This is a genomic window from Corallococcus sp. CA047B (assembly GCF_003612065.1).
GTDB lineage: Bacteria > Myxococcota > Myxococcia > Myxococcales > Myxococcaceae > Corallococcus > Corallococcus praedator.
Genome location: NZ_RAWD01000048.1, coordinates 1 through 11,957, shown reverse-complemented (window position 1 = coordinate 11,957; position 11,957 = coordinate 1). Strand labels below are relative to the sequence as shown.

The 11,957-nt window shown below is 71.4% G+C and carries 8 protein-coding genes; 7 read left to right on the top strand and 1 reads right to left on the bottom strand.

The genetic code is table 11. The features are described 5' to 3' along the window. Positions 1 to 79 precede the first annotated feature (79 nt). The 7 genes from D7X74_RS10860 (at position 80) to D7X74_RS10830 (ending at position 9,189) form a co-directional block, all read left to right on the top strand. On the top strand, positions 80 to 433 hold the full coding sequence (locus D7X74_RS10860) for a VOC family protein (RefSeq protein WP_120532878.1): 354 nt from the start codon (positions 80 to 82) through the stop codon (positions 431 to 433). A 118-nt stretch (positions 434 to 551) separates the two neighbouring features. Continuing rightward, the gene (locus tag D7X74_RS10855) at positions 552 to 1,898 is read left to right on the top strand and encodes a hypothetical protein (protein WP_233595528.1); all 1,347 of its coding nucleotides are present in this window, start codon (positions 552 to 554) and stop codon (positions 1,896 to 1,898) included. A 61-nt stretch (positions 1,899 to 1,959) separates the two neighbouring features. Further along, positions 1,960 to 2,901: a vWA domain-containing protein gene (locus D7X74_RS10850; protein WP_120532857.1), complete on the top strand. Its 942-nt coding sequence runs from the start codon at positions 1,960 to 1,962 to the stop codon at positions 2,899 to 2,901. Next, positions 2,901 to 3,890, top strand: a complete 990-nt coding sequence (locus D7X74_RS10845) for a VWA domain-containing protein (protein WP_120532856.1) — start codon at positions 2,901 to 2,903, stop codon at positions 3,888 to 3,890. Before D7X74_RS10850 ends, D7X74_RS10845 begins: the two co-directional genes overlap by 1 nt. Positions 3,891 to 3,908: 18 nt before the next feature. After that, positions 3,909 to 6,626, top strand: a complete 2,718-nt coding sequence (locus D7X74_RS10840; protein ID WP_120532855.1) for a cation-translocating P-type ATPase — start codon at positions 3,909 to 3,911, stop codon at positions 6,624 to 6,626. Positions 6,627 to 6,736: 110 nt separating this feature from the next. Further along, on the top strand, positions 6,737 to 7,621 hold the full coding sequence (locus D7X74_RS10835) for an N-acyl homoserine lactonase family protein (protein WP_120532854.1): 885 nt from the start codon (positions 6,737 to 6,739) through the stop codon (positions 7,619 to 7,621). A 155-nt stretch (positions 7,622 to 7,776) separates the two neighbouring features. After that, entirely contained in the window at positions 7,777 to 9,189 is a 1,413-nt protein-coding gene (locus D7X74_RS10830; protein WP_120532877.1) for an L-serine ammonia-lyase, read from the top strand. Between the two features lie 101 nt (positions 9,190 to 9,290). On the opposite strand, the gene D7X74_RS45005 is transcribed toward D7X74_RS10830, so the two are convergent. Continuing rightward, positions 9,291 to 11,936 carry a serine/threonine-protein kinase gene (locus tag D7X74_RS45005; protein WP_370450738.1) on the bottom strand — a complete coding sequence of 882 codons (2,646 nt, stop codon included), beginning with the start codon at positions 11,934 to 11,936 and terminating at the stop codon, positions 9,291 to 9,293. Positions 11,937 to 11,957 lie beyond the last annotated feature (21 nt).

Here is an 11,957-nt window from a genome sequence, read left to right as displayed (position 1 = left end):
GTACGGGGGGCAAACCGCGCATGGCATCCCTCCAGCGCCCCGGGCAGACTGCCGCGCCCATATGGACAAGCCCCACACGATGCGGTCGTTCGTGAAGCTGCTGGTGACGGACGCCCCGGCCTCCGTGCGCTTCTATGAAGGTCTCGGGTTCGAACGCATCGCGTCGGAGCCCCCCATCCTCCGCCTCCAGTGGGGCGGCGAGTCCGACGTCTACCTCATCAGTCCGCCCGCGGGCCTGAAGCTGGAGGGGAAGAAGGGCATGGGCGTGCTCGTGGGCTTCCGCGCGGGCGAGGCCGGCGTGGACGCGGTGGCCGCGAAGGCGGCCGCGCTGGGCGCCCCCGTGGAGGGGCCGCAGGTGCAGCCCTGGTACACGCGGGAGATCATCGTCACGGACCCGGACGGCTACCGGCTCAACTTCATTGAACCGGCCTGAGCCGGGGGCCGTTTTCGCTCCACGCCCGCTCCGCTTAAGGGGCGTGGCACGAACGATGGAACCCACGCCGTTGCGCGGACCCGGGGACGCCGCCCCGCCCCTTGATTGCCATGGCGGCTTGCGCCAGCCTGTCGCGGCCTCCGTGAGCCCTCCCCGCTACTTCGTTCCCCACGCCGCGAGCCCCGCCGAGCCCGTGCCGTGCGATGCCGCCGAGGTCGTCCACGTCGTGGACGCGTTCCGCCTGGAGCCCGCGTACCTGGGCGAGTCGGAGTGGTTCGTCTGCACCGACGTCGTGGGCCAGCTCCAGCTCATCCCCGGCAGCGACCGCGCGCGGCTGCCCGCGTCCGTGCAGGCGCAGCTCGCGCACCACGAGGTCGCCTCGGGACGCCCCCCGCGCCGGCTGGCCGCGACGGAGCTGTTCTTCTTCTCCACCGAGCTGGTGGAGCACCCCGCCGACGCGGAGGGCTTCAACGACCCCGTCTACCTCTACGGCACCCTGACGGGCCCCTGGCCCGGTGACGCGGTGACGCGCGTGCCCGGACAGCTCACCGTGAGCCGGGGCGACGTGCTCGCGGGCTTCGCGCACGGCGCCCCGGATGCCTTCCGCTATGTGAAGGACGCGGAGAGCCGCGACACCCCCAGCGCCTGGCACGCGCTCCTGCCGGGCGACCGCGCGGAGCAGCTGGCCCAGGGCAAGGGCCTCGTCCTCACCTACCCCGCGGTGCCCGCGGAGCTGCAGACGCACAACGTCGCCAACGGCGCCCAGGTCGCGAGCGTGCTGCACGCCGTCCTGACCCAGTTGCAGGAGGACGCGAGGACGCACAAGGGCCCCCAGGCCATCGCCGCGTTGGACCTGCCCGTCGCCAGCCGCGCGATGGCCGTCGCGGAGCTGGAGGTGAAGGGCTACGAGGTGAAGGGCGACATCGCCATCCCGCGTCCCACGAAGGGCGGGCTGGTGGGGAAGCTCTCCGGCTGGCTCCAGAACGAAGAGGTGCGCGTGCCCCGCGAGGCGCCGCTGTCGGAGTTCCTGGAGCTGTCGCGCCACGTCCTCACGCTGCTGCCCGGCTGGCCCACGGAGACGGAGCGCGCGCTGCGCGCCCACGTGCGCGCGGGCACGCTGTCACCCGGGGCCGCGACGCCGCGCACGCCGCCCAGAGCGCCCTTCCAGCCCGCGTCCATCCCGCCGCGCCTGCCCACGCCGCCCGCGCGCTCCAGTGAGTGGATGAACGACTTCCTGGACGCGCACGCCCGCCCCGGCGCCGCGAAGCCCCGCCTCACGCGCATGCAGCCCGCGCCCGCGCCGCGTCCGGCGCCCGCGAAGCCGTCGTCATCCCCCGCCACATGGCAGGGGGACTTCGCCGCGAGTCCGCCCGCCCGTCCGGCGAACAAGCAGCCCCCGAAGCAGCCGAAGTCGCCCGCTCCGCCCGGCAAGAAGCCGGACTGGATGAACGACTTCGAGGATTGACCGCCCGTTGCGACGCTCGCACGCGGAGCGCTAGCGTTTTCACCCTCCAGAAAGGCAGACCATGGGACACGAGAAGCCGATCGAGCCGTTTTCGGACCTCCACCGCGAAGGAGACCGCGTGCGCGCGGTGCTGCTGCACGACCCCACGGTGGAGGGCCTGGACATGGCCATCTACATGGACGCGTCCGGCAGCATGCGCGAGGAGTACAAGTACGAGACGAAGCCTCGCACCTTCCTGGAGTGGATCCGTGGCGCGCCCCTGAAGGACGCCGCCAACCAGGTGGAGCCCCAGGTGCGGTGGATGCTGGAGTACCTGGCCACCAAGGACCGCAACGGCCTGCTTCGCGTGGCCTACTGGGCCAGCGGCACCAACGGCCGGCAGGTGGAGGTCGTCGGTGAGCTGAAGGGCACCGACGTCAACCAGTACAAGTTCCCCGGCGCCAAGCAGCTGGGCGGCTTCACGTACCTGGAGCCCGCGCTGCGCGACTACGTGAAGTACCTGGAGGAGCAGGTGAAGGTGGGCGCCAAGCGCGGCTGCGCCATCATCGTCACCGACGGCCGCCTCCACGACGCGGAAGCGGTGGAGAAGTTCTCCGCGGAGGTGGCCAAGAAGATCGCCACCGGCAAGCTGCCGCGCATCAACTTCGTGCTGGTGGGCGTGGGCGACGACATCGACGAGGAGCAGCTGGAGCACATCGCCCACGAGGAATATCCGGGCGTCGGGCACCTGTGGTGTCACCGCATCGCCAAGGAGATCACCCAGGTCGCGGAGCTGGTCGCCGTGCTGGTGGATGAGACCATGACGGTCGCCGCCGGCGGCACCATCTACGACGACAAGGGCAAGGTGCTGAAGACGTACGAAGGCCGCCTGCCCGCGGTGCTGGAGTTCGACGTGCCCGAGGGCGCCAAGAGCTTCACGCTGGAGGTCCACGGCCAGCGCTACACCCAGCCCCTGCCGGATGAAGAGCACCACGACGAGGACGAAGACGAGGACCACCACTGATGGCCGGCCACGAAGTCATCAACCGCCCCTTCTCCGACGTCCACCGGATGGGCAACAAGGTCGTCGCGACGCTCCTGCACGACCCGACGGTGGAGGGCCTGGACGTGGCCCTCTACATGGACGGCTCCGCCAGCATGGAGAACGCGTACGGCCCCCGCGGCATCCTCGCGAAGCTCGCCCCGGTGAAGAACCAGGTCGAGCCGCAGATGCAGTGGATGCTGGAGTACCTGGCCAACAAGGACCGGGACGGCAAGGTGCGCGTCACCTACTGGGCCGCGGGCGACGGCACCCAATTGGAGGTGGTGGGCGACCTCACCGGCCCCCAGGCCAAGGGCTACCGCTTCCCCGGCCCGCGCTCCTACGGCAAGGCCACGGTGATGCTGCCGGTGCTCCGCGACTTCGTGGCGCACATCAAGCAGCAGGTGTCGGAGGGCGCCAAGCGCGGCCTCGCGGTCATCATCACCGACTCGCAGATCAACGACGCCCATGACGTGACGGCCTACGCCACCCAGGTGGCCAAGGAGATCGCGTCCGGTCGCCTGCCCCGCATCAACTTCGTGTTCATGGGCGTGGGCGACAAGGTGGACGAGGAGCAGATGGAGGAGATCTCCCACACCACCTATCCGGGCGTGGGCCACCTCTGGTGCCACCGCATCGCGGACCGGATGGAGGAGATGGCGGAGCTGGTCGCCGTGCTGGTGGACGAGACCATGACCGTCGCCGCCGGCGGCACCGTCTACGACGCGCAGGGCAAGGTGCTGAAGACGTACGAAGGCCGCCTGCCCGCGGTGCTGGAGTTCGAAGTGCCTCCGGACTGCAAGAGCTTCACGCTGGAGGTCGCGGGTCAGCGCTTCGATCAGCCCATCCCCGAGGACCACGGGGACGAAGAGCACCACGACGAGGACGAGGACGAGGACCCCAAGGAGGCTCCGGCAGCACCGCCGGCCGCCGCCGCCCCCTCGCATTCACGCCGCGGTCACCGCCACTAGGGCGTCAGGAACACAGCCATGTCGGAGCAGAAGAAGAGCGGGTCGCGGTTTGGTTCGTTGAACATCAAGGGCCTCAAGGAAGCGCAAGGCAGCGGCAACGCCGTGCAGCTCCACGTCCACGGCCCGGGGTGCGACCACGACCACGGCTCCGGCCATGACCACGCGGGCCATGACCACCACGGTCATGACCACGGGCACGCGCATGCGCACGGCGAGGCCCACGTGCATGGCCCTTCCTGCTCCCATGGCCACGACCACGACGGGCATGACCACCACGGCCATGCCCACTCCCAGCGCGTCATCCGTCCGCCGGCCCACCGTCCGGCGGAAGGGGGCGGCACGGCGCTCCAGCTCGACCTGGAGGGCACGCTGCCGGGAGAGACGGACGACCAGGGCCGCTTCGCTCGACTGGAAGCGGCGCTGGAGTCCCAGCGGGGCATCACCGACGTGCACCTGCGCCGCGATGCGGGCTACGCGGAGGTGTGCATCCACTACCAGCCGTCGCTGATGAGCGCCTCTCAGCTCGTCACGTTGGCGCAGAAGACGGGCGGTCAGGTGGCGGCGCGCTACCTGCACCACACCTGGTTCGTGCGTGGGATGGACTCCGCGGACGCGGCCCAGGTCATCGAACATGCGATTTCCAAGATGAAGGGCGTGCTCACCGCCAGCGTCGCGTACGCGAGCGAGCGCGTGGTCATCGAGTACGACAAGGAGGAGCTGAAGCTGTCGGACGTGGAGGCCCGGGTGAAGGCGCTCGGGTACGGGCTGGAAGTGCCCATGGCGGGCCACGCCTGTTCGCACCACGCGCACGGCGGCGGACTGGCGCCGCTGCTGGAGCTGCCGCTGGTGGTCGCCTCGGGCGTGCTGCTGGCGGCGGGCTTCGTGGTGGAGCACTTCGCGCTGGCCCCGCCACTGGTGGCCACGGTGCTCTGGGCGCTGTCGATGGCGAGCGGCGGCTTCTTCGCCATCAAGGGCTCGGTGCAGTCCATCGCGCAGCTTCGCATCGACATCGAGACGATGATGGTCGTGGCGGCGCTGGGCGCGGCGGTGCTCGGTGCGTGGTTCGAGGGCGCGTTCCTGCTCTTCCTCTTCAGCGCGGGCCACGCGCTGGAGCACCGGGCCATGGAGAAGGCGCGTCGCTCCATCGAAGCGCTGGGCCAGCTGCGTCCGGAAGTGGCGCGCGTGCGCCGGGGTTCGGACGTGGTGGAGGTGCCGGTGGCGGACGTGTCGCGCGGCGAGCGCATCGTCGTGCGCCCCGGCGACCGCGTCCCGCTGGACGGCATCATCCGCGAGGGCAAGAGCTCACTGGACCAGGCGGCCATCACCGGTGAGTCCATGCCGGTGGCGCGCAAGCCAGGGGACGAGGTGTTCTCCGGCACCATCAACTGCGAGGCGGCGCTGGAGGTGGAGGTGACGCGCCTGTCGTCGGAGTCGGTGCTGGCGCGCGTGGTGGACATGGTGGCGCAGGCGGAGGCGCAGAAGGGCAGCCGGCAGCGCTTCGCCCAGCGCCTGGAGCGCACCGTGGCGCCGCTGGTGATGGCGGCGGCGGTGGTGTTCCCGGTGGTGCTGGTGTTGACGGGCACGGAGCTGAAGGAAGCGGTGCTGCGCGCGGTGGGCCTGCTCGTCGCCGCGTCCCCGTGCGCGCTCGCCATCTCCACGCCGTCCGCCGTGCTGTCGGCGGTGGCGTCCGCGGCGCGCGGCGGCGTGCTCATCAAGGGCGGCATCTACCTGGAGCTGCTGAGCGGCATCCGCGCCATCGCCTTCGACAAGACGGGCACGCTCACCGTGGGCAAGCCCCGGCTGCTCACCACGTGGCCCGCGCCGGGCGTGACGCGCGAGGAATTGCTCGGCACCGCCGCGAGCGTGGAGGCGCTGTCCGCGCACCCGCTGGCCAAGGCGGTGGTGGACGGCGCGGCCGAAGCGCGCGTCACCGTGCCGGTGGGCCGCGACCTGGAGGCCATCCACGGCCAGGGCATCCGCGCCAAGGTGGGCGACGACGCGGTGGAGGTGGGCAGTCTGGCGCTCTTCGCGGGCCAGCCGGTTCCGCCGGACGTCTCCACGGAGGTGGCGCGGCTGGAGGAGGCGGGCCAGACGACGATGGTGGTGCGCCGCGCGGGCGTCTACCTGGGCGTGCTGGGCGTGGCGGACACGCTGCGCGGCGGCGCGCGGCAGGTGGTGCAGGAGCTGAAGGCCGGCGGCATCCAGCGCACCGTGATGCTGTCGGGCGACAACGCGCGCGTCGCGCAGTCCATCGCCACGCAGGTGGGCCTGGATGAGGCGAAGGCTCCGCTGATGCCGGCGGACAAGGTCACGGCGGTGAAGGACATGGGCCGCACGCACGCGGTGGCCATGGTGGGCGACGGCGTCAACGACGCGCCCGCGCTGGCGGCGGCGGCGGTGGGCGTGGCCATGGGCGGCGCCGGCTCCGACGCGGCGCTGGAGACCGCGGACGTGGTGCTGATGAGCGACGACCTGGCGAAGCTGCCCTTCGCGCTGGAGCTGTCGCGCAAGGCCACGGCCGTGATGAAGCAGAACCTGGTCATCGCGCTGGGCGTGAGCGCGGTGCTCGTCGTCGCCGCCGTGCTGGGCCTGACGAAGATCAGCCAGGCCGTGGTGCTGCACGAGGGCAGCACGCTGCTCGTCGTCTTCAACGGCCTGCGGCTGCTGGCCTTCCGTCCGAAGACGCAGTCCTCACCGCCCCAGCCCGCGACGGGGCCGCAGCCCGCCGCCGGATAGGGCGCTGCCCGCGAACGCACGCAGGGTACGAATCTCGGGAGTGGACGCCACCGTCATGCGTTGGCGGCGTCGCGCCTTCTCCCCCTCGCGTCTCCCGCTGGAGCGACCCCATGAAGACCTTCCGCTTGTTGTCCGCCTGTCTCGCGCTCACCGCCTGCGCCACGTCGCGAACATCCACCGCCGATGCGCAGGGGGCTGGAACCGGCGTCGCGGCACCGTCCACCGTGCAGCTCTACGCCATCGACTGCGGCCACGTGCAGTCGTCCGACTCCGGCTCGATGGCGGACGATGGCTCCATGGATGGCGTCGGCGGCAAGGGCATCATTCCCTGCTACCTGATCCGCCATCCGAAGGGCGACCTGCTCTGGGACACCGGCCTGCCCGAGTCCATCGCGGACATGCCCGGCGGCCTGCGCCCCCAGGGCTCGCCCATGCACTTCGAACTCCCCAGGAAGCTCACCCCCCAGCTCGGTGAGCTGGGGCTGGCTCCGGCCGACATCGAATTCCTGTCGTTCTCGCACATGCACTTCGACCACGCGGGCAACGCCAACCTGTTCGCCAGCGCGAAGTGGATCGTGGACGCGGACGAGCTCGCGGCGGCGTTCTCCGAAACCGCCCACCGGCGTGGCGAGGTCCAGAACTACAGCGCCCTGGAACACGTGAAGCCGCTGGTGATGGAAGGCGACGGCCCCTACGACGTGTTTGGTGACGGTACCGTGACCCTCCACCCGGCCCACGGACACACGCCCGGACATACCGTGTTGCTGCTGAAGACGGCGAAGTCCGGCGCCGTCCTGCTGACCGGCGACCTGTGGCCGCTGCGCGAGTCGCGGGAGCGCAAGCTGGTGCCGACCTACAACAGCAACCGCGAACAGACGATTGAGTCGATGCGCCGCGTGGAGGCGCTGGCGAAGGACTCCGGCGCCCGCGTCATCCGCCAGCACGTCATCGAGGACTTCACCGCGCTGCCGGCGTTCCCGGCGCCGCTGGAGTAGGCGGAGTCTCCACGAGGAGGACTCGCCGTCGCGCGTCATGCTTGGGATGGCAACTTCCCCAGCAGGCGTGCTGACCTGAAGTGGATGCATGCAGCGCGTCGCGACGGGGCGTACCTGGGGTGGCGCGCGGCGGACATGGCATGGTGGCGGCCGCCATGTCCGTCAGCGTCTTCGACCTCTTCAAGATTGGTATCGGTCCCTCCAGCTCACACACGGTGGGGCCCATGCGCGCGGCCCGCACCTTCGTGGTGGGGCTTTCGGACGCGGGGCTCCTGGAGCGCGTGACGCGGCTCAAGGTGGAGCTGTTCGGCTCGCTGGGAGCGACGGGCAAGGGCCACGGCAGCGACAAGGCGGTGCTGCTGGGCCTGAGGGGCGACACGCCCGAGGACGTGGACGTGGAGCTGGTGCCGTCGCTGGTGGCGCACTGGCGCGCGGAGGGCCGCGTGTCGCTGCTCCAGCGGCTGGTGGTGCCCTTCCGCGACGGCGAGCACCTGGTGATGCACAAGCGCAAGGTGCTGCCCTACCACCCCAACGGCATGCGCTTCACCGCGTTCGGAGAAGGCGGCGAGGTGATGACCTCCCGCCTCTACTATTCCGTGGGCGGCGGCTTCGTCGTGGACGAGCAGGCGGCGACGGGACAGGACCCGCTGCGCGAGGAGGCCACGAAGCTTCCCCTGCCCTTCAAGTCCGCGGAGGAGCTGCTCAAGCACTGCGAGCGCGAGCGGCAGCCCATCAGCACGGTGATGCTGCGCAACGAGCTGGCGTGGCGGAGCGAGGAGGACATCCGCGCGCGGCTGCTGCGCATCTGGGAGGTGATGCAGGCGTGCGTGACGCGAGGTTGCACCACGGGCGGCATCCTCCCCGGTGGCCTCAAGGTGGAGCGGCGCGCGGCGGCGATGTACCAGCGGCTCATGAGCCGGCCGGAAGCGGGCCTCACCAATCCGCTGACGGTGCTGGACTGGGTGAACCTCTACGCGCTCGCGGTGAACGAGGAGAACGCGGCGGGCGGTCGCGTCGTCACCGCGCCCACCAACGGGGCGGCGGGCATCATCCCCGCGGTGCTGCACTACTACTGGCGCTTCGTGCCGGGGGCGAACGCGGACGGGGTGGTGAGGTTCCTGCTCACGGCCGGCGCCATTGGTGCGCTCTACAAGGAGAACGCCTCCATCAGCGGCGCGGAGGTGGGCTGCCAGGGCGAGGTGGGCAGCGCGTGCTCCATGGCGGCGGGCGCGCTCACGGAGGTGCTGGGAGGCACGCCGCTCCAGGTGGAGAACGCGGCGGAGATCGCCATGGAGCACAACCTGGGCCTCACCTGCGACCCCATTGGCGGACTGGTGCAGGTGCCGTGCATCGAACGCAACGCGATGGCGTCCGTGAAGGCCATCAACGCCATGCGCATGGCCCTGTCCGGGGACGGGCGGCACTTCGTCAGCCTGGACAAGGTCATCAAGACGATGCGCGACACCGGCCGCGACATGAAGGACAAGTACAAGGAGACCTCGCGCGGGGGCCTCGCGGTGAACGTCCTGGAGGTCGCGAACCTCAGCGTCGGCCTGCCGGAGTGCTGACGCTCCGAGGACCAGCGCCCCTGTGATGATCCGGGGCCCATGAGGCCCCGACCCACGCGGGCCACGCATGGCCCGCGCGCCTCACGACGCCACGGGGGCGGCTACCTCTTGCGCTTGCCGCGAACCGCCGACACCGGCACGACCTTCGCCTTCGGCGCCGGCCGGTCCTGGAGCCACGCCTCCACGTCCTTCGCCTGCGCCGCGCGGCCAGAGGACGTGAAGCGCGCCTGCGCCTGGGTCGCCGCGTCGCGGGCCGCCTCCTGCTCCCCTTCCTTCCACAGCGCCTGCGCCAGTGCGAAGCCCGACTCGCCCAGCGAGTCCTCCTGCGCGTCCTTGAACGTCAGCGCCTGCTGGAGCGGCGCGATGGCGTCACGCGTGCGGCCCATTCCCAGCAGCGCCTGCCCCACGCCATCCAGCGAGTACTGGAGCAGCTCGTCGTCCGCCTCCAGCTTCGCCCGCTTCACCGCCAGCGACTCCTCGTAGTCCTTCAACGCCTCCGGGTAGCGCTTGAGCGCGAGCAGGCTCATGCCCTCTTCATCCAGCGCCTCCGCCAGCTTCACGCTCTGCGCCCCCAGCAGCGTGCGGTGGATGGAGACCGACACCCGCGCGTGCTCCAGCGCCCCGGTGAAGTCCTTCTGCTCGCGCAGCGCCATGGACAGCGCCTGATGCCGGCGCGCGGTGTCCAGGTGCACGGGCCCCAGCGCCTTCTCCGTCTGCTGGAGCGCGTCCGACAGCACCTTCACCGCGTCCGCTGACGCGCCCGTCTCCAACAACGTGCGCCCCAGCGTGAACGTCACCCGCGCCCGCTTGGGGTGCCCTTCCGGCAGCGCCGTCGCGAGCAACCCCGACGCCTTCTCCAACAGCGCCCGCGCCTCATCCGGGTGGTCCCGCATCAGCGCGAGGTTGGCCTCGTTCACCTTCAGGTCGCTCTCCAGCACCGCGTCCCCGCCCACGCGCTTGAGCGTCGCGTCCCCCAGCCGGCCCCAGCGCTGCGCCAGCTCGTACTTCTCCCGCTCCCCATCCACGTAGATGAGCTTGTTCATCACGGACACCGCCAGCCGGTCCGCCCGTCCCGCCTCCGCGTCGTAGACGGCCTGCTCCAGCACCGCGCCGCCCGCGTCCTTGTCCCCCAGCACCGCCTGCGCCCAGCCCAGGTGGAAGCGCAGCTCCGCCACCAGCGGCAGGTAGCCCGTGGCCACCACGCGCGCCTCCGCCTTCTTCGCCAGCTCCAGCGCCTTGGGCATGCGGCTGGTGTCGATGCGCGCCTTCACCTCCGCCAGCTGGTCCTCCAGCGCGTCCAGCTCCGCGCGCTTCGCCGCATCCGCCGGCCGGGGCTGCACCTCCGAAAGCGCCGCCACGTCCGCGCAGTCGGCAGGAGCAGGCAGCGCGTAGACCGCGTCCAGCGACTTGTCCACGAGCGCCGCGTCCGCCGTCTGCAACGTGCCGACGAGCGCGCCCAGGTCCTTGCGCCGCCGCTCCAGGCACACGAAGCGCTGGGACAAGAGCTCCTCCGTCTGCACCTCGCGCACCCGGGTGTCCTCGCACGCCGTGGTGTGCTGCGCCGCCCACTGCGCGCCGTAGCCGTCCAGCACCGCGCCCACCCGGCGCGCCATGTCCTGCGCCACCGGGCTCTTCGTCGCCAGGAACGCCTGCGTCACCTTCTCGCGGGCGTCCGCCCCCCAGCGCTCCGCCACCAGCGCCTCCGCGCCAGCGCACACCCGCGAGCGCGACCACACCGCGCCGCCCGCCACGCCCAGCACCACCGTGGCCGCCACCGCGGCGCCCACCCTCCGGTTGCGCAGGGCCCGCTTCTCCCGCTGGGCCAGCGCCTCCAGCAGCGCCGCCATGGAGCGGAAGCGGTCGCGAGGCTCCAGCGACAGCCCCTTCATCAACGCGCGGCGCACCCAGGTGGGCACCTTCGTGTCGCGCGGCGGCTCCTGGATGGGCGACGGCGGCAGCACCTGCGCCACCACCGCCTCCGTCACCCCGGGCTCATCGCCGCCGCTCCGCGGCCTCAACTGCGAGGCCACCCGGGACAGCTCATCCGGGTCGAACGGACGGATGCCGTACAGCGCGCGGTAGAGCGCCGCGCAGAAGCTGAACTGGTCGGAGCGCGAGTCCAGCAGCTCGCCCCGGAACTGCTCCGGCGACATATAGGCGGGCGTGCCCATCACCAGCCCCGCCTGCGTGAGCTGCGAGTTCAGCAGCGGCGAGTCCTCCTCCGCCACCGGCCGCGCCCGCTCGCCGCCGTTTTCGTCGTCGTCCACCTCGCCCATGGGCCGCGCGAGCCCGAAGTCGGTGACGTAGACGCGCCCGTCCTTGCCCACCAGCACGTTGGCCGGCTTGAAGTCCCGGTGCACCAGCCCCGCCACGTGCGCGGCCTCCAGGCCCCGGCCCGCCGCCAGGTACTTGTCCAGCAGCTCCTGCCACGTCCGGGGCTTCGCCTTCGTCCAGTCGCGCAGCGTGCCGCCGTCCACCAGCGCCATCGCCACGTAGACCTGGTGGTCCCACTGCCCCACTTCAAAGACGGGGATGACGTTGGGGTGGGAGATGCGCGCCATCGCCTGCGCTTCCCGCAGGAGCCGCGCCCGCCCCTGCTCCAGGTCCTCGTGACCGCCCTTCACCCGCAGCAGCTTCAGCGCCACCTTGCGGTCCAGGTCGGGGTCATAGGCGGCGTACACCACCCCCATGCCGCCCTGCCCCAGCACCTTCAATGGAAGGAAACGGCCCACCTGCCGCGACGCCAGCCGCTGCGCCTCGCCCCCCGC

Excerpts from the sequence above, each read along its gene's own strand:
- D7X74_RS10830 (WP_120532877.1), top strand. The coding sequence starts at position 7,777 with ATGTCCGTCAGCGTCTTCGACCTCTTCAAGATTGGTATCGGTCCCTCC.
- D7X74_RS10840 (WP_120532855.1), top strand. The coding sequence starts at position 3,909 with ATGTCGGAGCAGAAGAAGAGCGGGTCGCGGTTTGGTTCGTTGAACATC.
- D7X74_RS10860 (WP_120532878.1), top strand. The coding sequence starts at position 80 with ATGCGGTCGTTCGTGAAGCTGCTGGTGACGGACGCCCCGGCCTCCGTG.
- D7X74_RS10850 (WP_120532857.1), top strand. The coding sequence starts at position 1,960 with ATGGGACACGAGAAGCCGATCGAGCCGTTTTCGGACCTCCACCGCGAA.
- D7X74_RS10835 (WP_120532854.1), top strand. The coding sequence starts at position 6,737 with ATGAAGACCTTCCGCTTGTTGTCCGCCTGTCTCGCGCTCACCGCCTGC.
- D7X74_RS10845 (WP_120532856.1), top strand. The coding sequence starts at position 2,901 with ATGGCCGGCCACGAAGTCATCAACCGCCCCTTCTCCGACGTCCACCGG.